We start from the raw sequence: 20,970 nt of genomic DNA, 5'->3' as shown, positions 1-20,970 counted from the left end.
CTCTGGACCAGCAAGGAGCGGGGGCCTACGCTCTCCGGCGTATCTGACAGGCCGTCAGTTCGGGGGTTCGGCATGACATCCACCGCACACGCACTGGGCTCCTCGGGCACGCTCTGGGAGCTGATCGAGCGCCGCGCCGAGCTCACCCCGAACCTCCCGGTCCTGCTCCAGGGCGACCGCACACTGACCTTCGGAGCCCTGCGCGAGCGCTGCGAGCGGGTGGCGGCGGGCCTGTACGGCATGGGGGTGCGGCCGGGCAGCGTGGTCGCCTGGCAGCTGCCGACCCGGATCGAGACGGCGGTCCTGTCGTTCGCGCTGGCCCGGCTCGGCGCGGTCCAGTCCCCCGTGATCCCGTTCTACCGGGACCGCGAGGTGGGCTTCGCGCTGCGCGAGTCGAAGGCGGAGTTCTTCGCGGTGCCGGGGGTGTGGCGCGGCTTCGACCACACCGCGATGGCCCGGCGGCTCGGAGCGCGCGGAATCTTCGAGGCGTACGACCGACTACCGGACGGCGACCCGGAGTTGCTCCCGCCCCCACCGGCCGACGGCACGTCCGTACGCTGGATCTACTGGACCTCCGGCACCACCTCCGACCCCAAGGGCGTGCTGCACACCGACCGTTCGCTGATCGCGGGCGGCTCCTGCCTCGCGCACGCGCTGCACCTGTCGGCGGACGACGTGGGCTCGATGGCCTTCCCGTTCGCCCACATAGGCGGGCCCGACTACACGGTGATGCTGCTGCTCTACGGCTTCCCCGCCGTGATGTTCGAGCACTTCGCGCTGCCGGACGCCCTTGACGAGTACCGGCGCCACGGCGTGACGGTGGCCGGCGGCTCGACCGCCTTCTACTCGATGTTCCTGACCGAGCAGCGCAAACAGCCCGGCGAGAAGCTCATCCCCACCCTGCGTCTGCTCGCAGGCGGCGGCGCGCCGAAACCGCCCGAGGTCTATCACGCGGTCGTACGGGAGATGGGCGTGCGGCTCACCCACGGGTACGGCATGACCGAAGTCCCGATGATCACGATGGGCGCCCCGGACGACACCGCCGAGAACCTGGCCACCACCGAGGGCCGCCCCCCGCCCGGCATGGAGATCCGCATCACCGACGAGGCGGGCGAGCCGGTGCCGCCCGGTGTCGACGGCGAAGTACGGCTGCGCGGCGAGGCGGTGTGCCGGGGCTATCTCGACCCGGCCCAGTCGAAGGCGGTCTTCGATGCGGACGGCTTCCTCATCACCGGTGACGTGGGGCACCTGAAGGAGTCGGGGCACCTCGTCCTCACCGGGCGGATCAAGGACATCATCATCCGCAAGGGCGAGAACATCTCCGCGAAGGAGATCGAGGACCTGCTCCACACCCACCCGGCGGTGGGCGACGCCGCCGTGGTCGGCCTGCCGGACCCCGAGCGGGGCGAGTTGGTGTGCGCCGTCATAGAACAGCCGCCGGGAGCAAGGGAGTTGAGCCTGTCGAGCCTGACCTCGTATCTGCGCGAACAAGGGCTTTCGGTGCACAAGTTGCCCGAGCGGCTTGAGGTGGTGGACGCGCTGCCGAGGAACGAGACACTGCGGAAGGTACTGAAATACAAGTTGCGGGAGCGCTTCACAGGGGCATGAGCCCAGCGCCCCGCCACTCCCCACAAGGACGGACTGATGGAACTCACCCGCAGACACCTCATACTCGGCGCCGCCGCCGTCTCCGCCACCGCGCTGCTGCCGGGCACCGCGCGCGCCGCCGCGCGGCCGCGTACGAGCGCCGACCCCGCCAACTGGATGGCGGCGCTGCCCGACAGCCGGTCCCTGCTGCGCATGACGATCCCGGGCACCCACGACTCCTGCTGCACCAACCCGAGCAACGGCACCGAGTGGTCGCACACCCAGAACTGGGGGCTGACCCAGCAGTTGCAGGAGGGCATCCGATTCTTCGACATCCGGGCCAACGGGCTCGAAGGCCATCGAGACGACGCGTTCGGGATCTACCACGGCGCCTTCTACCAGGGCATGACGTTCGGCGACGTGCTCACCCAGAGCGCGGCCTTCCTCGACAGCCACCCCGGCGAAGTCCTCCTGATGCGGCTCAAGAAGGAGAACGGGACCAACAACGACGTCGGGGCCAACTTCAAGAACGTCCTCAACGTCTACCTCGACCAGAAGGGCTGGCGGTCCCGGTTCCTGATCACCGACCGGGTGCCTGCGCTCGGCGAGGCGCGCGGAAGGATCGTGCTGCTCGCCCAGTTCGACAACGACTGGCCGGTGCTCCAATGGCCGGGCGGCGACAACGGGTTCCTGTCCAACCAGTACATCAAGCTCCAGGACGTCTACCAGGGCCTGTCCTGGCCGTCGAAGAAGACCGCCAAGGTGACCCAGCAGTTCGACAACGCGTACAACGACCAGGACTCCGCCCAGCTCTACATCAACTTCACGAGCTACGCGGGCGGCGGCTGGCCCAAGGTCAACGCGGACGCGATCATGCCCGGTGTGCAGAGCTATCTGACCGCGCGCCTGAGCCAGCAGACCCACCTGGGCGTCGTCCCGATGGACTTCCCCGACTTCCACTCGGACACCCTGCGCACGCTGATCGACTGGAACTGGCACTGAGCCTTCGCGGTCCTCCCGTCACGGTCCTCCCGTTACGGCACCGTCCTTGGGCAGCGGCCTACGGCAGCGTCGTGAAGTAGGTGGTGAACGCGGCCACCGCGTCCGGTTCGGTGATGCGGCCGTCGGCGTCCACATCCAGGGTCACGGCCACGTCCGCCGCGACCCCGGGCGAGACGCCGAGGGCCCGCAGCGCGCGCTCGGCGTCGGGCACGGACACCGTGCCGGCACCGGCCGTGTCGGCCACCGCGAACGCGGCGTGCAGGAAGGGCCGGGCGATCTCGGTGAACCCGGTCGTGCGGTCCCGCAGCCGTTTGAGCGCGCCGCCCACGAACTCCTGCCGGGTCACCCGCTGGTCGCCGTCCACGTCCGCGATCCCGGCCAGGCCCTGCCACAGCGCCTCCGCGCCGCCGTACAGCGCCTGCCCCTTGTCGCAGCGGGCGGTCGTGTCGAACTCGGAGAGCAGCGCCGCCGCCGCCGTCGAGAAGTCCTCGCGATCGATCCAGCCGTTGCCGTCCTGGTCGAAGGAGGCGAAACGGGCGGCCACCCTGCGCTCGTACTCCACACTCTCGGGACTGTTCATACTGTCCATGTCCGGAGCGTACGACTCACGGCGCCCGGGCGAGGGGGTTACGCGGAGGAGTACCTCAGGGGGCGTGTTCACGGACACGTCTTTACGAGGTCGGCTTTACGAGGACGGCCTTATGGAGGCTCCTTCACGCAGACGTTCACGCAGCCCTCTTGCGCGGATTACGCGGAGAGCGGCTCGGCCAGGTCGTCGGCGGCCGAACCCACATCCCCGTACACCTCGAAGAGGCGGCGCACCCCGAGCGCGGCGAGCACCTTGTTCACATGGCTGCCGTCCAGGGCGCCGCGCGCGGGCAGGATCAGCCGCAGCCGGCCCTGACAGGAGCGCATCAGACGGCGGGCCGCTATCAGCACGCCCACGCCGCTGGAATCGCAGAATTGCACCCCGGACAGGTCCAGGACCAGATCGCGGCGGCCCTCGGCGACCGCTTCGTGCACCTGCCTGCGCAGTCTCGGCGAGGTGACCAGATCCAGCTCGCCGCTCACCCGCAGCACCGTCCACGTGCCCTGCTCGGCCTCGTCCACTCTCAGCGCCACGCCGCCGGCCCCTCTCTGTGCTGCCGTGCCCCCTCCTTGCCCGGCTGCCCCGACCCGCTCCCGCGAAACACGCCATTACCACCGAGTCCCTTTGCGGGGGCGTACTTGGTGCAAACCTCCGTGCATTGTCAGCACGTCGCATTACATTCGTAGATAGACAGGGACGGGCGCACAGGGGCACACGGGGACGACAGGGTTGGGGAGCCTATGCCGAAGGACGCACCACCTCGGTGGGACCGCCGGATGCAGCAGCGCCTCGCGCGCGGCGAGGCGGCGGCCCTCGGCGAGCTGTACGACCGCTTCGCTTCCCTGGTGCACAGCCTCGCCCACCGGGTCCTCAGCGACGACGACGCGGCCGACCAGATCACCCGCGAGGTCTTCGGCTACGTGTGGGAGAACCCGGACGCCTACGACCCCAAGCTGGGCTCCATGCGGTCCTGGGTCGCCAAGCTCACCCAGCGCCAGGCCGTGCAGCGCCTGCGCCAGGCCGAGGCGTCCACGTACGCGGAGAACGGCGGGTGCTCGACCGAGGAGCTGGAGCTGAAGGTGCGGCGGGCCTCGGCCGCGGCCCGCGCCGACTACATCGTGACGTCGATGCCCGCCCCGCTGCGCGCCGCCCTGGAGCTCGCCTACTTCCAGCGCCGCGACTACCGCCAGGCCGCCGCCGACCTCAGCATCACCGAGGACGAGGCGCGCCGGCGCCTGCGGCTCGGCCTGCAACTGCTCTCCTCGGCCACCACCCGGCCGCCGGAAGGAGCCGCACCGCCCGGATACGGACGGGCGCTGTGACCGGGCCGATGGAGCAGGGCGAGCCCACGCCCGACGACGAGAACACGCCGCGCATACCGTCACCGCGGGCGGCGGGCGACGACCTGACCGGCGGCGAGCGTGCCGGATCCGGCACGTTCGTGCCCGGGCCGCGCGAGGGAAACCGTTTCCCCCCACCGGAGCCGCCCGCTTCGAAGGACGAGGCCCCGCACCCGGAGCCTCCCTCCGCTCCGGAGCCCGAGCCTGAAGCCGTACGAGAGCCTGAGCCCCAAGCCCGACCCGAGCCCGAGCCGCAAGCCGTACGGGGGCCGGAGGCCACGGTGCGCGAAGCCTCCGCCACCGGACCGCCCTCGCACACCGTGCTGAAGTCGCTGCTCGGCGCGTGGGCGCTCGCCGCGTGCTCCGCCGAGGAGACCGAGGCCGTCGAGGCGCACCTCACCGAGTGCGCGCCCTGTGCCGACGAGGCGCTGCGGCTGCGGGACGCGGTGGGCCTGCTGCATGCCGAGCGCAGCCTCGACCTGGACCCGATGCTGCGCGCCCGCGTCCTGGAGAACTGCCTCGGCCGGCGCCCGGCCCGCATCCCGGTGCCCGCGTGGGCGGCCCCGTACGACGCGGAGACCGCCCGGCTCGACGCGCTGCTCAACGACTTCGGGGACGCCGAATGGCACGCTCCGGTGCGGCTGAAGTGGTTCGAGCAGGAGCGGCGGGTCACCCGCCGGACGACGGTCGCGGGCGTCATCGGGCACCTGATGGCCGTCGACGCCCTGGTCGCGACCGCGCTCGGCCTTGACGAACCGGTGCCGCTCGACCCCGAGGCCGCGGCCGCCGGGCCGACCGCGCGCACCGAGGCGTTGTGGCGTTCGGGGCAGTACCCGCTGACCCGCACGGTCCGCGAGCCCTGGCGCGAGCAGTCCCACACGCTGATCCGCACGGTGTCGTTCGCGGGGCGCGGAGTGGCCGAACTCGCCGTGCCCTACGGGGAGTTCGCGCTCCCGTTGCAGGACGCGATGCTCGACCGGGCCTTCGAGTGCTGGATCCACGCGGGTGACATCGCGGAGGCCGTGGACTATCCGTACGACCCGCCGTCCGGGGCGCACCTGCACCGCATGATCGACTTGGCGGCCCGCGTCCTGCCCGCCACCCTGGCCGACCGCCGCCGGGCGGGCCTCGCGGCGCCCGCGCGCGGCCTGGTCACGGCGGGCTCGCCGGGCCGTTCGCTGCGCCTTGAGATCGAGGGCGTGGGCGGCGGCGACTGGCACATCCCGCTCGACTCCCCGGCCGCCACAGCCTCGCCCGAGCACGAGGTGGCCCATGTGGCCCTGGACGGCGTGGAGTTCTGCAAACTGGCCGCGGGCCATGTGCCGCCGCAGGACGCGGCAGTCGGCCAGCTCGGCGACCGCGAGGCCATCAGAGACGTCCTGTACGCGGCCGCCTCCCTGAGCCGGCTCTGAACCCTGAGGGGCTCGGGGCCTCAGGGGCTCGGGGCTACCCGGGTACGGGTCACGCGGGTTACGCGAACACGACCGTACGGCGCCCGTTGAGCAGAATGCGGTGCTCTGCGTGCCACTTGACGGCCCGCGCCAGCGCCTGGCACTCGACGTCCCGGCCGATCGCGACGAGCTGGGCCGGAGTGACCTCGTGTCCGACGCGCTCCACCTCCTGCTCGATGATCGGCCCCTCGTCGAGGTCGGCCGTCACGTAATGGGCGGTCGCGCCGATCAGCTTCACACCGCGCGCGTGCGCCTGGTGGTAGGGCTTGGCGCCCTTGAAGCTCGGCAGGAACGAGTGGTGGATGTTGATGATCCGCCCGCTGAGCTGCTTGCACAGGTCGTCGGAGAGCACCTGCATGTACCGGGCGAGCACGACCAGTTCGACCCGCTCCTCGCGCACCAGCTCCACCAGGCGCGCCTCGGCCTCGGCCTTGGTGTCCTTGGTGACCGGGATGTGGTGGAAGGGCACGTCGTAGGAGGCGACGAGCTCGGCGAAGTCGGTGTGGTTGGAGACGACCGCCGCGATCTCCACCGGCAGCGCGCCGGACTGGGAGCGGAACAGCAGGTCGTTCAGGCAGTGCCCGAACTTCGACACCATGAGGATGATCCGCATCCGCTCCTCGGGGCGGTGGATCTGCCAGTCCATCTGGAAGGAGTCGCCGACGGCCGCGAAGCTGGCGCGCAGCTTGTCGACGGTCACCGGGGCCTCGGCCGAGAAGTGGACCCGCATGAAGAAGAGACCCGTGTCGCGGTCTCCGAACTGCTGACTGTCCTCGATGTTGCAGCCGGTGATGAACAGATAGCTCGACACGGCATGCACGATGCCCTGTTTGTCCGGACAGGAGAGCGTGAGGACATACTGGTCAGTCATCCAGGCAGGATGCCACAACCGGGCACCCCCGCCGCTCACCGCCCAGAATCCGGACCTCAGGCCGAGCGGGTCAGGATCCTCAGGACTTCGAGGGAGCGCGGCGGCGCGTCGGGGTCCTCGCCGTCGTTCTGCGCGAGCCGCACATGCGCCTCGCGCGCCGCCCGCACGGCCTCGGGCCAGGCATGGTGGGCGAGGTAGGCGGAGACGGGTGCGTCGGCGCCGACCTGGTGCATGATGCGCAGCACCCGCAGGACGGCGAGGTCGACGAGCGCCGCCTCGCCCGAGTCCCGGAAGATCGTGCCGACGTACTTCTCGGCGGACCAGTTGTCCAGCCAGGTGTCCTCGACCAGCCGGTACACGGCGTCGGTGACGTCCCCGAACCCTTCGCGCCCGGCCAGCCAGGTCTCCTCATGGAAGACGGGGTCGGAGAGCATGTGCAGCGCGGACCGTACGTTCGTACGCCAGCGCCACCACGGCATGTCATTCAGCGGCATGCCGCCCATGGTGGAGGAGCGACGGCCGCGACGGGAAGGGCTTGCTGAACCTTGCTGCACGTTTTCGATCGTACGTTCCCCGCGACCGCCGCCCGACGGGCCCCCGCAATTCACCTGCGCGTCACCCTGCGTTGAAGCATGCTCACTTTGCCGTTACCCGTGGGGCGGAAGTGTGTGGGCACATGACCGGTTACGGATGGCAGCGTCCTCGGGGCTCGACCAGGCCCCGCCGCTCGATCAGTTCGATCAGCACGACGGCCACCGTGTTCGCCGCGTGCTCGGCGGTGGGCGCGGGCCTGTTGACCGGCTGCGGTGTACTCCCTGGAGTCGCGGGGGGCTCCAGGGAGCCCGTCACCGTCATGACCTGGGCGCCCGACGGCACCTCCGCCACCAACACTCCCGGCATGCCCGCCATGGCGAAGGCCTTCGCCCGCTGGGTCAACGCCAACGGCGGCATCGACGGCCACGAGCTGAACGTCATCACCTGCAACGAGCACAACACCGCGGCCGGCGCCTCGGACTGCGCACGCCGCGCGGTGAAGGAGAAGGCGGTCGCCGTCGTCGGCTCGTACAGCCAGTACGGCGGCGCCTTCATGCCCCCGCTGGAAGTGGCCGGCATCCCCTACCTCGGCGGATACGGCATCTCCGACCAGGAGTTCACCAGCGCGCTGTCCTACCCCGTCAACGGCGGCCAGGCCGCCCTCATCGCGGGCAGCGGCCAGCAGCTGGCCCCCGACTGCGAACAGGTCTCCCTGGTGCGCCCCGACACCATCTCCGGCGACGTCCTGCCGACCCTGCTCAACGCCGGACTGCTCGCCGCACACCGCAAGCCCGTCACCGACATCCGTACGACCGAGGACGCCAGCGACTACACCGCCGAGGCCCAGCGCGCCCTCACGCAGGCCGGGGCGGATCCCGCGCTTGCGGGCCGGATCGGCAGGAAGGCGGCCGAGCAGAAGGCGAAGAAGGGCTGCGTGACGGCCGTGCTCGGCGACCGCACGGAAACGTTCTTCGACTCCTTCCGCCGAGTGGAGAGCGACGACCAGAAGGTGCGGGTGGCGTCCGTCATAGGCTCGATCGGCCAGCCGCTCCTCGACCGCACCGGCGGCAAGGACGGCCCCTTCGAGGGCGCGTACGTCACCGGCTGGTACCCGGAGGCCGACGACCCGCGCTGGGACTCGATGAAGAAGGTCATCCGCGAACAGGCCTTCGGGGACGACGCGATCGACGCGGCGGACGCCGGGGTGCAGACCACCTGGATCGCGTACACCGTACTGAAGAAGATCGTCGAGTCCCTCGACCAGGACTCGGTCCGCGCGGTGGACGTGGTGCGCGCGCTCAACAAGGGCGTCAGCGTGAACACCGGAGGCCTCACCCCCGACCTGCGCTGGCGCTTCGAAGACATGCTGGCGGCCCCGGACTTCCCCCGGATCGTGAACCGCCAGGTCACGTTCCAGGTGGTACGGGAGGGCCGCCTGGTCTCCCTGAGGAAGGGTTTCACGGACGTGAGCCCCACTCTGGAGAACTCGGCCGCGAACGGCTGAGCGTCGATGTGCTGCCCGGCATCCCCAGCGGCGCCTAAAGCTGGGTCGCCCCCCGCTTGGTCAAGTTCCACTTAGTGGCAATGGCATTCCAAAGCCCCGCGGCCTCCTGCTTCGACTTGGTCGCCTCCCCACTGGCCCGGTCGCCCTGACCCGCGTCCTTCGTCCGCTTCGCATGCCCGCCCTTGCAGCTCTTCCCCTTGTCCCCGGCGATCGCATCCGACCAGGCCGCGTAGGAGTTGTCCGCGGCCGCCGAGGACTGCCAGGCCTTGGTGAGCGCGGCGGAGAGCTGGTCGTGGTTGGGCAGCTTGTCGACGGAGAGCTGGCCCAAGCGGGTCACCAGGTCGCCGCGCTGCTTCGCGGCGGAGCGCAGCGAGGCGGACGCCTGGTCGAGCTTGTCGCACTTGCGGATGTCTGCGACCGCGCCGATCACCGCGTCCCGGCTGCTGCCGCTGTCGGCGAGCAGCTTGTCGAGCGCCTCGGCCTGCGCCTTGGCGGGGTCGTCGCCGGCCTTGGCGCCGCCGTCGCCGGTGGCGGGCGCACCGACGCCCGCGGGCTGCTTGTCGTCCTTCTTGTCGTCCCCGCCGCCGCTCAGGAGCGCGCCCGCGCCGAGCCCGATGGCGGCGCAGCCGACGACCACGGCGGCGATGAGACCGAGCGGCGCCTTGCGTCGGGGCGCCTCCGGCTCGTACCCGGACTGCTGGCCCGCGGGCTCCTGGTACGGGGGCTGGGCCGCGAACTGCGGCTGCGGCTGGAACTGCGGCGCCGGGGCCTGCGGCGGCTGGTAGGGCGCCTGCTGCGGGGGCCGGTTCAGCGGTACGGAGGGCTGGAAGCGGGGCAACTGCGCGGTCCCGTCGCCCTGTTGGGGCGGGCCGTCGGCCCGGAAGAGGCTGTCGAACTCGGCGGGGGGCTGCCGGTCACCCGGCGCCCCCGGACGTATCCCGTACGGGGCGTCCCGCGGGGCCGGCGGTACGGGCGGCAGCACCTGGGTCGGGTCGGCGCCGGGGGCCTGGCTCCCAGGGAACCCGCTCGACTCACCGCCGTGCTCGGGCGGCAGCGCCCCCGCCCCGCCCGGCACCGGGGCCAGGTACTGGGTGGCTTCACTGCCGGAGTTCCCCGGACCAGCCGCCACGGGGGCTATGTACTGGGTGGCCTCACTGCCCGAAGTCCCCGGACCGCCCGACACCGGCGCGATGTACTGCGTCGCCTCACTGCCGGAGTTGCCCGGGCCCCCCGTCATCGGGCCTATGTACTGCGTGGCCTCGGAGTCCCCGTTCCCGGCCGGCACCGGCGCCAGGAACTGCGTGGCCTCGCCGCCCGAAGTCCCCGAAGTGGCCGAATTGCCCGAGTTGCCCGGACCGCCCGAGTGCCCCGGCCCGCCCGGCATCGGCGCGATGTACTGGGTCGCCTCCGCGTCCCCGCCGCCGTTCTCGGGCGGCAGGGGCTGCCCGAAGGTCGCCGGTCCCTGCGGCTGCGCGACGGGCGGAGGCTGGGAGGCCTGGCCCTGTGGGCCCCAGGGCTGATCCCAGGGCTGGGCTCCAGGAGGCGCCGGCAGCGGCTCCCCGGCACGGGGGCCGCTTCCGTCGGCGGGCAGCACGACACCCTCGTGTGCGGGCCGTACAGCCGGAAGCTGCGGCTCGTCACCCTGTCGGCTCTGCGTCACCGGAACTCCTGTACGTGGACCTACGGAATCGTCGGTTCACGCTACCGGGTCCCCCCACGCCCTTGCCAAGCCCTCCCTCAACCCCGTCCACTCGGGCCGCCCGGGCCTCAAGACGCTCCCCGCTCAGGCCGCCTGGACCTCAAGCCGCTCCCCGAACTCCCGCACCGCGGGCTCGTCCCCGTACGGCTCCAGGCGCACCTGGAAGTCCTCCAGGTAGTCCGCGCCCCGGTTGGAACGCAGGGTGGAGAGGAGCTCCACCGCCCGGGTCCCCGTCGCGCACGCCTCCTCGACCTCGCGCTTCTGGACCTGCGCGGTGGCGAGCAGGATGAGCCCGATGGCGCGCCGCCTGGCCCGCGACTCGGGGTGCCCGGCCAGCGACTCCTCGGCGCGCCGCGCGGCGGCCTCCGGCTGGCCCAAGTCGCGGTGGCAGTGGGCGAGTTCGTCCGCCAGGTAGGCCTGGTCGAAGTGGGCGATCCAGCTCGGGTCGTCGCCGGACTCGGGGTCCGCCGCGTCCAGCGCGGTCAGCGCCCGGCCCGCCACCGCCTGGCAGGTCCTGGCGTCGCCGAGCAGCGCGTGGCCGCGCGCCTCGGCGGCGTAGAACATGGCCTCGGCGCGCGGGGTGACCCGGCCGCGGGCGCCCTCCTGCGCGGCCCGTGCCAGTTGGGCGATCTCGCGCGGATTGCCGAGCTGGGCGGCGAGATGGCTCATGGACGCGGCCAGGACATACCCCCCGTAACCCCGGTCGTCGGCGGCCTGGGCCAGCCGCAGCGCCTGGATGTAGTAGCGCTGGGCCAGGCCCGGCTGGCCGGTGTCGACGGCCATGTAACCGGCGAGTTCGGTGAGCCGGGCCACCGAGGCGAACAACTGCCGCCCCACGGACTCCCGGTAGGACCCGGCGAGCAGCCCGGACACGACGCTGTTGAGGTAGTGCACGACGACCGGCCGCACATGGCCGGCTCCGAACCGGTGGTCCAGCTGCACCAGCGCGTCCGTCATCGCCTTGACGGCCTCGACGTCGGCGGCGCCGACCCGCTGCCCCGCGCTGCGCGCGACCTGCGCGTCCGCCCCGGTGATCAGCCAGTCCCGGCTCGGCTCGACCAGCGCCGATGCCGCGACGGTGGAGCCGGACAGGAAGTCCCGCCTCCCCACGTCGCTGCGCCACAGCTCGCAGACCTGCTCGATCGCGCCGAGGACGGTGGGCGAGAACTGGAGCCCCACCCCGGACGCGAGGTTCTTGCCGTTGGCCATGCCGATCTCGTCGATCGTGACCGTACGGCCCAGCTTGCGGCCGAGCGCCTCCGCGATGATGCCCGGCGCCCGCCCCCTCGGCTGCTGTCCGCGCAGCCAGCGCGCCACGGACGTCTTGTCGTAGCGGAGGTCGAGACCCCGCTCCGCGCCGACCATGTTCACGCGGCGGGCGAGGCCTGCGTTGGAACATCCGGCTTCCTGGATGAGCGCCTGCAGCCGTTCGTTGGGCTGGCGGGCGACGAGAGGCCTGGCTGCCATGAGAACCCCCTGGAGCGGCAGTGATCAGCACAGTGATCACTGCCCTGCGAATATGCAGGGAAACGAGGGGAGTCGGGAATATGGCCTCATTGCCAGAATTCCCGTGTGCTTCCCCCGAATATGGCTACCCGCCAGCCGACACGCAGCCGCACGCGCGCCCCCGCCCATGCACCCATGCGCCCCATATGCAGGACCGATCCCGCTGATCCCACGGTCGCCGAGCCCGTAACCCTCGGTGGTGGGCGGAGTTGAGTCCGTCGTGGAAGAAACCATCACAGGCACGGGCACGGATACGGAATCCGCACAGATCCCCAAGCAGCGCGGCGAACAGCTCCTGGACAGCGCCGTACGGTACGCGGAGGAGCGGCACTGGGACGTCTTCCCCGGCACCTCACTTGAGGCCCACGAGGGCGTCGAGCGCTGCTCGTGCGGTGACACGGCGTGCCCGAAACCAGGCGCGCACCCGGCCCGGCCGGACTGGGCGACCCAGGCCACCGGCAGCGCGGTCGCCGCCCGCCGCCTGTGGTCCAAGCAGCCCCGGTCCTCGATCCTGCTTCCCACCGGTCGCACCTTCGACGCCATCGACGTACCGGAGTCGGCCGGGTTCCTCGCGCTGGCCCGCATGGAGCGGATGGAGCTCACGCTCGGCCCGGTCACCTGCACCCCGGACCGCCGGATGCTGTTCTTCGTCCTGCCGGGCGCGGGCGCCAAAGTCCCTGATCTGGTACGGAAGTTGGGGTGGACGCCTTCCTCGGTCGACCTGATCACCCGCGGCGAGGGCGACTACGTGGCGGCGCCGCCGACCCGGGTCGGCGGCTCGGGCGCGGTGCAGTGGGCGCGCCGCCCCACCCCCGCCAACCGCTGGCTGCCGGACGCCGAGGAACTGATCAGCCCCCTCGCCTACGCCTGCGGCCGCGAAGCCGCGGACGCGAGGGCCCGCCGCCACTAGCGCGAGTGCCACCCCCCGCTCCTATGGTGTCCAGGTAGGCACCATCACGGGGATGAGAGGCACCACCATGCCGGACCAGGCATTCGAAGAAACGGCGGACACGGCGGGCGGAGCGCGTACGGCGCCTCCCGCCGTCCGCGTGCAGGGGCTGTGGAAGCGGTTCGGGGAGCAGATCGCGGTCGCGGGGATCGATCTGGAGCTGCCCGCGGGCAAGTTCATCGGTCTGGTCGGCCCGAACGGCGCGGGCAAGACCACCACCCTGTCCATGGTGACCGGGCTGCTCAGGCCCGACCAGGGCAGCGTCGAGGTCGGCGGGCACGACGTGTGGCGGGACCCGGTCGCCGTGAAGTCCCGCATCGGCGTGCTGCCGGAGGGTCTGCGCCTGTTCGAGCGGCTCTCGGGACGCGAACTCCTCGGCTACTCCGGCCGGCTGCGCGGACTGCCCGGCGCCGAGGTCGACAAGCGGGCCGCCCAGCTCCTGGACGTACTGGATCTCGCGGGCGCCCAGCACAAGCTCGTCGTCGACTACTCGACCGGCATGCGCAAGAAGATCGGGCTCGCGGCCGCCCTGCTGCACAACCCCGAAGTGCTGTTCCTGGACGAGCCGTTCGAGGGCGTCGACCCGGTGTCCGCCCAGACCATCCGCGGCGTCCTGGAGCGCTACACCGCCTCCGGCGCCACCGTCGTCTTCTCCAGTCACGTCATGGAACTCGTCGAGTCGCTGTGCGACTGGGTCGCCGTGATGGCCGCGGGCCGCATCCGCGCCCAGGGCACCCTGGCCGAGGTGCGCGGCGACGCGGGCTCGCTGCAGAACGCCTTCCTCGAACTCGTCGGCGCGAACGGCCGCAGCGCCGGGGACTCCCTCGACTGGCTCGGCGGCGGTACCCGATGACCGTGTCTTCTCAGAGCGCCTCCGCCCTGACCCCCGTCTTCGTTCGCCTGAAGCTGTCGCTGCTCAAGAACGGGCTGCGGCGGTCCGGCGGCCGCAAGGCCGCCTACATCACCTCGGCCGTCCTCGCCCTCCTCTTCGCGGCGCTCCAACTGCTCGGCCTGATCGCGCTGCGCGGCACCGCGCACGCGGGCACCCTGACCGTGCTGCTCCTCGCGCTGCTGGCCATCGGCTGGACCGTGATGCCGCTGTTCTTCCCCAGCGGCGACGAGACCCTGGACCCGACCCGGCTCGTCATGCTGCCGCTGCGGCCGCAGCCGCTGATCGGCGCGCTGCTCGCGGCCTCCCTGGTGGGCATCGGGCCGCTGTTCACGCTCTGTCTGATCCTCGGCTCGGCGATCGCAGTGGCGCAGGGGACGGGCGCGGCCCTGGCCGCCGTCCTCGCGGTGCCGCTCGCGCTGCTCGTGTGCGTCGCGCTCGCCCGGGCCGTCGCCGCCGCCAACACCCGGCTGCTCACCTCCCGCAAGGGCCGCGACCTCGCGGTGCTGAGCGGTCTGGTCATCGCGGTCGGCATCCAGTTCGTGAACTTCGGCGCGCAGCGGCTCGGCAAATCGGGCGGCCTGTCCGCGCTCGACCCGGTCGCCGACGTGGTGCGCTGGCTGCCGCCGGCCTCCGCGATCGGCGCGGTCGACTCGGTGAGCGAGGGTTCCTACGGTCGCGCCGCCCTCCAACTCCTCGTCTCCGTAGGGGCGTTGGGGCTGCTCCTGTACGCCTGGCAGCGCTCGCTGGTGAAGCTGATGACCACGCCGGACGGCTCGACGCTCGCCGCGTCCGACGCCTCCCGCAAGGAGTCCACCGGCAAGGGGCTCGCCTCGCTGCTCCCCGGGGGCCGCACCGGCACCGTCATGCTGCGTACGCTGCGCTACGCCTGGCGGGACCCCAAGACCAAGGCGGCGTGGATCACCTCGCTCGCGATCGGGCTGATCGTGCCCGTCTTCAACGCCCTCCAGGGCAGCGGCACCGTCTACTTCGCGTGCTTCGCGACGGGCATGCTCGGCATGCAGATGTACAACCAGTTCGGGCAGGACACCTCGGCGTTCTGGATGGTGCTCCTGAGCATTTCCTCGACCCGGGACGCCTATCTGGAGCTGCGCGCGCGGGCGTTGGCGCTGCTGCTCGTGACGCTTCCGTACACCCTGCTCGTGACGGTCCTGACGGCCGGCCTGCTCGGCGGCTGGACGAAGCTGCCCGAGGTCATCGGGCTGGCGCTCGCCCTGCTCGGCGCGATGCTGGCGACGGGTTCGGTGGCGTCGGCGACGCTGGCGTACTCGATCCCGCAGGACAGCCGCAAGAACGTGGCGCCCGGGCAGGGCGGCATCGCGTTCCTGTCGATCCTGGGCGGGATGGTGGCGAGCGCGGTCCTGTGCGCGCCGATGATCGCGCTGGCCATCTGGATGCACGTGTCCGGCCGACACGGCGCCCTGTGGCTGCTGCTGCCGCTGGGCGCGGTGTACGGGGCGCTCATCTGCTGGGCGGGGCTGAAGGTGGCGGCGCCGCGCGCGGCGGATCGGCTGCCGGAAATCCTGTCGGCGGTCAGCACGGGGTGATCCCCCCGCCCGTCCCCCAGGGGCTCCGCCCCTCGCACCCCTCCGGGGGCTCTGATCCGGGCCCCCGGCCAGCCCTCAGGACGCGCAGTTCCCCGCGCCCCTGAAACCCGCCTCCGTCTGCGAGCCGTCGTGGCTGGTCGCGCAGTTCCCCGCGACCCTGGCGGCATCGGACCCCGGTCGGCATTTCAGCCTGTTGCCGGCCGGGGTTCAGGGGGTGAGCACCCCGTCGAGGAACGGCTCGATCGCGGTGCGCCAGCCCTCGGGCTGGTCGTAGTGGACGAGGTGGCCGGCGTCGGCCACCTCGGCGTACTGGCCGCGGGGCAGGACGCGGACCATCTCCTGGGCTTCGGCGCGGCCCAGCTCGCCGTCCAGGCCCCGCACCACCAGCGCGGGGCACTCGACCTGGGCGAGCTCCTCCCAGTGGGCGTCGTACACCCAGGTCTCGCGGGAGGTCAGCATCTGGCGGCGGGAGAACACCGGGCGCCAGCCGTCGGCCCGCTCGGCCATGACCTCGGCGAAGAACTCGCCCCGGGCGGGGCTGGGCCGCTCGACCCACGGGTCGTCCTCGCCGAACCACTTGCGTACGTCGGCGAGCGTGGCGAAGGGCACCGGCCAGGACTTGAACCAGTCCTCCCACTCGCGCTGGGACGCCGCGCCGAGCGCCGAGGCCCGCATGTCGCAGATGACCAGGGCGCGGACCAGGTCGGGGCGCTTCGCGGCGAGCTGCCAGGCGGTGAGGGCGCCCATGGAGTGGCCGATCAGGGTGACGGGGGCGAGGCCCAGCTGTTCGACGGCGGCCTCGGCGTCGGCCACGTAGACCTCGCGGGTGAAAGGGCCGTCGGCGGGCTTGTCGCTGCGGCCGTGGCCACGCTGGTCGATGGCGACCGCCCGGTGTTTCTCGGCGAGCCAGCGGGCCGTGGAGGCCCAGTGCGAGGCCCGGCCCATCAGCCCGTGGAGCAGTAAGACCCCAGGAGCCCGCTCGGTCTCCGCGCGGGCCTTGGGCTGCTCCGCGAACTCCCAGGCGGCGAGGCGAACCCCGCCGGTCCCCGTCACATCGATGCGCCGCACCATGTGCCCTGGCACCCCCTTCAGCCCCCGAGTGGTCAGTTCCCCGCAGAGTATCGAACCTCTATTCGAAAACTCGCGTCTCTCGCGCAACACCCCTCGTTCGAGTGACCACACTCAAGGATTGACGCAACGTGCCGAGGGGAGATCTTCTCCGGGAGGCGGGCCGCTCGGGGAAGACGGTCTGCGGGGGTCGACCCTGGGAGCTCGGGGCTCCGGGTCGACACCGGGGAGGACAGGCCCCGGCGCCGCGAGGCGCCGGGGCCCTGGTCTTCCCGAAGCGGGTGGACAGGCACAGAAACCCAGGCAGGGCGGGGTGCCGAAGGTGGTGCAAGTGGTCCGAACGGCATCATGCTGCCGCCCCCTCCCCTGCCGCACGCCTCTGCGGTCATATGCCTCAAGGCACAGCCTCGCACGCGATCCGCCCGGCCGCTGCCATTCCACCCGGAAACCGGCCTTCCCCGCAAGCTTCCCGCAGCCTTCACGAAGTGGCTCAACTGGCGCCCGGGGAAAGGACGATGACGTTCCGTTACGAGCCCCGGAGCCCCGGCCTCCCCTGGTTCCGGGCCCGGCTCGGCGCCCGGCCGGCGCTCAGCTCGGGCACTCGGCTCAGCGCTTGGCTCAGCGCTTGGCCACGAAGACGTGTGAGGCGACGTCCGCGCCGAGTTCGGCGGCCTCGCCGCTGCTGCCCACCAGGACCCCGCCGGGCGACTGCGTCACGCTCACCACGGCGCCGGGCTGCACGCCCGCCCGTCGCAGCGTGTACATCAGCTGGGCGTCGGTCTGGATCGGCTCGCCGATCCGGCGCACGATGACCGTCTTGCCCTCGGGGCCCGGGTCGAGCTCACCCAGGCTGATGATGCCGTCCTCAAGGAAGGCGTCCGCCTCGGCCTTCTCGCCCAGCTCCTCCAGGCCCGGGATCGGGTTGCCGTACGGAGACTCGGTCGGGTGGCGCAGGAGCTCCAGGACGCGGCGCTCGACCGCCTCGCTCATCACGTGCTCCCAGCGGCAGGCCTCGGCGTGGACCTGCTCCCACTCCAGGCCGATCACGTCGACCAGCAGGCATTCGGCGAGCCGGTGCTTGCGCATGACGCGCGTCGCCAGGCGGCGCCCCTCGTCGGTCAGCTCCAGGTGGCGGTCGCCCGCGACCTGCACCAGGCCGTCGCGCTCCATGCGCGCCACCGTCTGGCTCACCGTCGGGCCGCTCTGGTCCAGGCGCTCCGCGATGCGGGCGCGCATGGGGACCACACCCTCCTCCTCAAGTTCGAGGATGGTGCGGAGATACATCTCCGTGGTGTCGATCAGTCCGGACATACGTGCCCCTCGATGCTGTGACATAAAAACGTCGTACCGCTGGCCCTGAACCAATTCTGACCCATCGCACCGACAACCGTGCCGCAGCGGCCGCCCGCCATCTTGACCAGCTGTCCGCGGACCCCGTATTGACAGGGGAAAGGTCCAGACCGCACCGTGATCGGCGCACGGTCGTTACCCCACCCCGGAAAGGGTCCTCGGCGATGAGCGAGAGCAAGCTGGCCGGTCAGTTCTTCGACGCCGCGATCGGGCTCCTGGGGCGGGTACGGGACGAGGAGTCGCTGAACATCGCGGCCGCCGGGTCCCTGATCGCCGACACCGTCGAGGCGGGCGGCCGGCTCTTCGCCTTCGGCGCCGGGCACTCCTCGCTCGCCGCCCAGGACGTCGTCTACCGGGCCGGCGGGTTCGCCCTGATGAACCTGCTCGCGGTGCCCGGCGTGGTCGGCGTCGACGTCATGCCCGCCACGCTCGGCTCCGCCCTGGAGCGGGTCGACGGCCTCGCGGGCGCGGTGCTCGACTCCAGCCCCGCCAGGTCCGGCGACGTACTCGTGATCATCTCGCTCTCCGGGCGCAACGCGCTGCCCGTGGAGATGGCCATGAACGCCCGGGCCCTCGGCCTCAAGGTCATCGGGGTCACCTCGGTGGCGTACGCCGAGGGCACCAAGTCACGGCACGTCTCGGGTACGTTCCTGCGCGACCACTGCGACATCGTGCTCGACAGCAAGATCGCGGTGGGCGACGCCGAGCTGACCCACGACGCCATCGAGGCACCCTTCGCGCCCGCGTCCACCGTGGTGACCAGCGCCCTGATGCAGGCGATGATGGCCGCAGCCGCGGAGTCCCTGGCCGCGCGCGGCATCGAGCCGCCGCTGCTGCGTTCGGGCAACGTCGACGGGGGCCACGAGTGGAACGGGCGGGTCATGACGGAGTACGGCGACCGGATCTTCTTCCGCCACTGAGAGCCTGTGTCTGAGCCGTTCGGGCGACCCCCGGCCGGTCAGCCGCCCAGCACCTGCGCCAGGTCCACCCACGCCGCGACCCGTACCGCCACGCTCTCCGCGTACGCCGCGTCCGGGCGCTCGAAGGCCGGGCGGGACGGGCCGCGCAGGAAGGTCAGCACGCCCAGGGTCCGGCCGCGGCTGCGCAGCACCGCGCACAGGGCGTGCGCCGCGTCCGGCGGCCACTGGCGCTCCGCCGCCCAGGATTCGCCCGCCCCGCCCGCGCTGTCCCGTACGGAGCCGGTCCGGTCCACCGCCTGCAACGCGGGGTGGCCCGCCGGGTAGCGGACCGGGATGCCGCCGCCCGCCACCGGCGCGGCCGGGCCCGGTGCGCCGGCCGGGGTGGCCACGGCCCGCACGAGCCGCTCGCCCACGGCCAGGTCCACCAGGGCGTGGTCGGCGAAACCGGCCAGCGCGTAGTCCAGGTGGGAGGTCGCCGCCTCCATCGGGTCCTCGCACTCGGCGGCGGTCCGCGAGGCGCGGTGGAGCTGGTTGGAGCGGAAGCGGAGCCGGTCCGCGTCCTGTTCGGCGAGCTTGGCGTCGGTGACGTCCTGGAAGAGCCAGCCGACCCCGAGCGGAACCGGTTCCTCCGCGAGCGGCGAGGACAGCCTGAGGAACCCGCTGCGCCAGCAGCGCCGCCGCTCGCCCTCCGCGGTGCGCAGCGTCACCCACACCTCGGTGGGGCTGGTCGGCGCGCCTTCGGAGAGGACGTGCTGGAGCGCGCCCTCCAGGTCCTCGACGCCCTGAATGATCAACTCGCCCAGCGGGCGGCCGAGCAGGGTCGCACGTCCGGTGCCGAGTGCGCGGGCGGCATAGGCGTTGACGACGGTGGGCCGCAGGTCGACGTCGACCAGGACGACGCCCCAGGACCCGTCCTCGAAGAGGGCCTCGCTCAGCGCGATGGACCGCTCCAGGTCGATCTGGGCGTGCACCTCGCTGAACGCGCAGTACACGCCGGCCGGGGTCCCGTCGGCGCCCCGCACGCCCGCCGACTGCGTACGGACCAGGACGCGGCCGCCGTCCCTCTTCAGGAGGGCGAACTCATGGACCTGGCGGCCCGGCGCGTCCATGACGGCCATCAGCCGGCCCTGCACCTCGTCGGCGTCGGCGGGCCGCACCGCCCAGCCCGCGAACCCCCGTCGGCCGACGGCCTCTTCGGCGGGCCAGCCGAGGATCCGCTCGGCCTCGCGGTTCCAGTGGGTGACCACGCCGTCCGCGTCGAACGCGCACAGAGCCGCGTCCATCCCGTCGAGCAGCGCGGCGAGCAGACCCCCGCCGGGTTCCGGCACGGCCGCACTCGCGGGCCCGGCACCGGATCCGTCCGGAACCGGAGCACTGGCGGTCTCACTCCGGGAAGCACTCATCCTGGCACCCCCTGCAGGACGTGGTCGCCGCATCTCGCGGCTGACGCGCGGACGTACGCACGTCGGATCATTCAACTCGAACGTGACGCAGCCCACACCGGGTTCCCCGAAATTTCCCGCCTCCCTACGGCAGTTACCGGCCGCCGGACACCGTTCCGGCCAGGCGGGCATAGTGGCGCCCATGACCTCTCTCATACGCCATGTGACGATCGACTGCGACGACACCTACCGGCTCGCGACCTTCTGGGCGCAGGTCCTCGGCGGCGCGGTAGCCGAGGACGACCAGGACGGCGACCCGGAGGCGACGGTCACCGCCGGCGGCGTCACGCTGCTCTTCATCAAGGTGGCCGACACCAGGACGGTGAAGAACCGCGTGCACCTCGACCTCCAGCCGCAGGACCGCTCCCGCGACGAGGAGGTCGAGCGCCTCCTGTCGCTCGGCGCCACCCTCATCGGCGACCACCGCCGCCCCGACGGCACGGGGTGGGCCACGATGGCCGACATCGAGGGCAACGAGTTCTGCGTGGAGCGCAGCGCCGAGGAGCGGGCGCGGACCCGGAATTAATTCGCTTGAGGGCCGCGAGGGAGCCTCCTAATGTGTGGTGCACACGAGAAGGGAGGTGGTTTGACAGATGTATGCAAACCGGACGCGTGAGGTGACTGCGGGCTGACGGCCCGCCAGTCGCACTCTTAGTGCGGGGCCGGCATGACGTCGGCCGAATTCCCAAGCAGTCACCGAC

Annotated in this window: 20 protein-coding genes; 10 read left to right on the top strand and 10 right to left on the bottom strand. The window is 71.9% G+C overall.

Going from position 1 to position 20,970, the window contains the following annotated elements; all coding sequences use genetic code 11:
• Positions 1-72 precede the first annotated feature (72 nt).
• Positions 73-1,608 carry a class I adenylate-forming enzyme family protein gene (locus ACWC2B_RS32935; RefSeq protein WP_450723110.1) on the top strand — a complete coding sequence of 512 codons (1,536 nt, stop codon included), beginning with the start codon at positions 73-75 and terminating at the stop codon, positions 1,606-1,608.
• Between the two features lie 36 nt (positions 1,609-1,644).
• Positions 1,645-2,589, top strand: coding sequence for a phosphatidylinositol-specific phospholipase C (locus ACWC2B_RS32930; RefSeq protein WP_450723108.1), 945 nt, complete (start codon positions 1,645-1,647; stop codon positions 2,587-2,589).
• Positions 2,590-2,647: 58 nt separating this feature from the next.
• On the opposite strand, the gene ACWC2B_RS32925 is transcribed toward ACWC2B_RS32930, so the two are convergent.
• On the bottom strand, positions 2,648-3,178 hold the full coding sequence (locus ACWC2B_RS32925) for an EF-hand domain-containing protein (protein ID WP_450723106.1): 531 nt from the start codon (positions 3,176-3,178) through the stop codon (positions 2,648-2,650).
• 158 nt (positions 3,179-3,336) lie between these two features.
• Complete coding sequence (locus ACWC2B_RS32920) at positions 3,337-3,711, bottom strand: STAS domain-containing protein (protein WP_438293236.1); 375 nt, start codon at positions 3,709-3,711, stop codon at positions 3,337-3,339.
• Positions 3,712-3,918: 207 nt separating this feature from the next.
• On the opposite strand from ACWC2B_RS32920, the gene ACWC2B_RS32915 reads away from it, so the two are divergent.
• The gene (locus tag ACWC2B_RS32915) at positions 3,919-4,500 is read left to right on the top strand and encodes a sigma-70 family RNA polymerase sigma factor (protein WP_450723103.1); all 582 of its coding nucleotides are present in this window, start codon (positions 3,919-3,921) and stop codon (positions 4,498-4,500) included.
• Between the two features lie 8 nt (positions 4,501-4,508).
• A complete protein-coding gene (locus ACWC2B_RS32910; RefSeq protein ID WP_450723150.1) occupies positions 4,509-5,930 on the top strand; it encodes a zf-HC2 domain-containing protein in 1,422 nt (473 codons plus the stop codon).
• A gap of 58 nt (positions 5,931-5,988) precedes the next feature.
• Here the strand turns inward: ACWC2B_RS32910 and purU are convergent, their stop codons facing one another.
• The 3 genes from purU to ACWC2B_RS32895 form a co-directional block, all read right to left on the bottom strand.
• Positions 5,989-6,840: a formyltetrahydrofolate deformylase gene (gene purU / locus ACWC2B_RS32905; RefSeq protein WP_450723102.1), complete on the bottom strand. Its 852-nt coding sequence runs from the start codon at positions 6,838-6,840 to the stop codon at positions 5,989-5,991.
• A 56-nt stretch (positions 6,841-6,896) separates the two neighbouring features.
• Entirely contained in the window at positions 6,897-7,343 is a 447-nt protein-coding gene (locus ACWC2B_RS32900) for an SCO4402 family protein (RefSeq protein ID WP_450723148.1), read from the bottom strand.
• A gap of 181 nt (positions 7,344-7,524) precedes the next feature.
• Positions 7,525-7,740, bottom strand: a complete 216-nt coding sequence (locus ACWC2B_RS32895) for a hypothetical protein (RefSeq protein WP_450723100.1) — start codon at positions 7,738-7,740, stop codon at positions 7,525-7,527.
• Here ACWC2B_RS32895 and ACWC2B_RS32890 point away from each other — a divergent pair.
• Positions 7,739-8,878, top strand: coding sequence for an ABC transporter substrate-binding protein (locus ACWC2B_RS32890; RefSeq protein WP_450723098.1), 1,140 nt, complete (start codon positions 7,739-7,741; stop codon positions 8,876-8,878). The genes ACWC2B_RS32895 and ACWC2B_RS32890 overlap by 2 nt on opposite strands.
• Positions 8,879-8,912: 34 nt before the next feature.
• On the opposite strand, the gene ACWC2B_RS32885 is transcribed toward ACWC2B_RS32890, so the two are convergent.
• Together ACWC2B_RS32885 and ACWC2B_RS32880 are read right to left on the bottom strand one after the other, a co-directional pair.
• Positions 8,913-10,538 (bottom strand): hypothetical protein, encoded by a 1,626-nt coding sequence (locus tag ACWC2B_RS32885; protein WP_450723096.1) that lies wholly within the window; start codon positions 10,536-10,538, stop codon positions 8,913-8,915.
• A 123-nt stretch (positions 10,539-10,661) separates the two neighbouring features.
• Positions 10,662-12,044, bottom strand: coding sequence for a transcriptional regulator (locus ACWC2B_RS32880; protein ID WP_450723094.1), 1,383 nt, complete (start codon positions 12,042-12,044; stop codon positions 10,662-10,664).
• Between the two features lie 259 nt (positions 12,045-12,303).
• Between ACWC2B_RS32880 and ACWC2B_RS32875 the strand changes: the two genes are divergently transcribed.
• The 3 genes from ACWC2B_RS32875 to ACWC2B_RS32865 all read left to right on the top strand — a co-directional run bounded on the left by ACWC2B_RS32875 (position 12,304) and on the right by ACWC2B_RS32865 (position 15,489).
• Positions 12,304-12,993, top strand: a complete 690-nt coding sequence (locus ACWC2B_RS32875) for a bifunctional DNA primase/polymerase (RefSeq protein WP_450723092.1) — start codon at positions 12,304-12,306, stop codon at positions 12,991-12,993.
• A gap of 67 nt (positions 12,994-13,060) precedes the next feature.
• Complete coding sequence (locus tag ACWC2B_RS32870) at positions 13,061-13,885, top strand: ABC transporter ATP-binding protein (RefSeq protein WP_450723146.1); 825 nt, start codon at positions 13,061-13,063, stop codon at positions 13,883-13,885.
• Complete coding sequence (locus ACWC2B_RS32865; protein WP_450723090.1) at positions 13,882-15,489, top strand: transporter; 1,608 nt, start codon at positions 13,882-13,884, stop codon at positions 15,487-15,489. The genes ACWC2B_RS32870 and ACWC2B_RS32865 overlap by 4 nt, the downstream gene beginning before the upstream one ends.
• A gap of 207 nt (positions 15,490-15,696) precedes the next feature.
• Here the strand turns inward: ACWC2B_RS32865 and ACWC2B_RS32860 are convergent, their stop codons facing one another.
• Positions 15,697-16,560, bottom strand: coding sequence for an alpha/beta fold hydrolase (locus tag ACWC2B_RS32860; RefSeq protein WP_450723088.1), 864 nt, complete (start codon positions 16,558-16,560; stop codon positions 15,697-15,699).
• Between the two features lie 615 nt (positions 16,561-17,175).
• Positions 17,176-17,868 carry a metal-dependent transcriptional regulator gene (locus tag ACWC2B_RS32855; protein WP_161245409.1) on the bottom strand — a complete coding sequence of 231 codons (693 nt, stop codon included), beginning with the start codon at positions 17,866-17,868 and terminating at the stop codon, positions 17,176-17,178.
• 203 nt (positions 17,869-18,071) lie between these two features.
• Between ACWC2B_RS32855 and ACWC2B_RS32850 the strand changes: the two genes are divergently transcribed.
• Entirely contained in the window at positions 18,072-18,827 is a 756-nt protein-coding gene (locus tag ACWC2B_RS32850) for an SIS domain-containing protein (RefSeq protein ID WP_450723086.1), read from the top strand.
• 38 nt (positions 18,828-18,865) lie between these two features.
• On the opposite strand, the gene ACWC2B_RS32845 is transcribed toward ACWC2B_RS32850, so the two are convergent.
• The gene (locus ACWC2B_RS32845) at positions 18,866-20,230 is read right to left on the bottom strand and encodes a PAS domain-containing protein (protein ID WP_450723084.1); all 1,365 of its coding nucleotides are present in this window, start codon (positions 20,228-20,230) and stop codon (positions 18,866-18,868) included.
• A gap of 181 nt (positions 20,231-20,411) precedes the next feature.
• On the opposite strand from ACWC2B_RS32845, the gene ACWC2B_RS32840 reads away from it, so the two are divergent.
• Positions 20,412-20,795 (top strand): VOC family protein, encoded by a 384-nt coding sequence (locus ACWC2B_RS32840; protein ID WP_450723082.1) that lies wholly within the window; start codon positions 20,412-20,414, stop codon positions 20,793-20,795.
• The last annotated feature ends 175 nt before the right edge of the window (positions 20,796-20,970 follow it).

The sequence above is a fragment of the Streptomyces sp. NPDC001415 genome, from assembly GCF_053597395.1.
This window is presented reverse-complemented; position numbering and strand designations above follow the sequence as displayed.

Bases quoted from the DNA above. Each gene is read 5' to 3' on its own strand.
- ACWC2B_RS32880 (WP_450723094.1), bottom strand. From the start codon at position 12,044: ATGGCAGCCAGGCCTCTCGTCGCCCGCCAGCCCAACGAACGGCTGCAG.
- ACWC2B_RS32855 (WP_161245409.1), bottom strand. From the start codon at position 17,868: ATGTCCGGACTGATCGACACCACGGAGATGTATCTCCGCACCATCCTC.
- ACWC2B_RS32910 (WP_450723150.1), top strand. From the start codon at position 4,509: ATGGAGCAGGGCGAGCCCACGCCCGACGACGAGAACACGCCGCGCATA.
- ACWC2B_RS32840 (WP_450723082.1), top strand. From the start codon at position 20,412: ATGACCTCTCTCATACGCCATGTGACGATCGACTGCGACGACACCTAC.
- ACWC2B_RS32925 (WP_450723106.1), bottom strand. From the start codon at position 3,178: ATGGACAGTATGAACAGTCCCGAGAGTGTGGAGTACGAGCGCAGGGTG.
- ACWC2B_RS32900 (WP_450723148.1), bottom strand. From the start codon at position 7,343: ATGGGCGGCATGCCGCTGAATGACATGCCGTGGTGGCGCTGGCGTACG.
- ACWC2B_RS32870 (WP_450723146.1), top strand. From the start codon at position 13,061: ATGCCGGACCAGGCATTCGAAGAAACGGCGGACACGGCGGGCGGAGCG.
- purU (WP_450723102.1), bottom strand. From the start codon at position 6,840: ATGACTGACCAGTATGTCCTCACGCTCTCCTGTCCGGACAAACAGGGC.
- ACWC2B_RS32915 (WP_450723103.1), top strand. From the start codon at position 3,919: ATGCCGAAGGACGCACCACCTCGGTGGGACCGCCGGATGCAGCAGCGC.
- ACWC2B_RS32935 (WP_450723110.1), top strand. From the start codon at position 73: ATGACATCCACCGCACACGCACTGGGCTCCTCGGGCACGCTCTGGGAG.
- ACWC2B_RS32890 (WP_450723098.1), top strand. From the start codon at position 7,739: ATGCCCGCCATGGCGAAGGCCTTCGCCCGCTGGGTCAACGCCAACGGC.
- ACWC2B_RS32895 (WP_450723100.1), bottom strand. From the start codon at position 7,740: ATGCCGGGAGTGTTGGTGGCGGAGGTGCCGTCGGGCGCCCAGGTCATG.
- ACWC2B_RS32930 (WP_450723108.1), top strand. From the start codon at position 1,645: ATGGAACTCACCCGCAGACACCTCATACTCGGCGCCGCCGCCGTCTCC.
- ACWC2B_RS32845 (WP_450723084.1), bottom strand. From the start codon at position 20,230: ATGAGTGCTTCCCGGAGTGAGACCGCCAGTGCTCCGGTTCCGGACGGA.
- ACWC2B_RS32865 (WP_450723090.1), top strand. From the start codon at position 13,882: ATGACCGTGTCTTCTCAGAGCGCCTCCGCCCTGACCCCCGTCTTCGTT.
- ACWC2B_RS32860 (WP_450723088.1), bottom strand. From the start codon at position 16,560: ATGGTGCGGCGCATCGATGTGACGGGGACCGGCGGGGTTCGCCTCGCC.
- ACWC2B_RS32850 (WP_450723086.1), top strand. From the start codon at position 18,072: ATGAGCGAGAGCAAGCTGGCCGGTCAGTTCTTCGACGCCGCGATCGGG.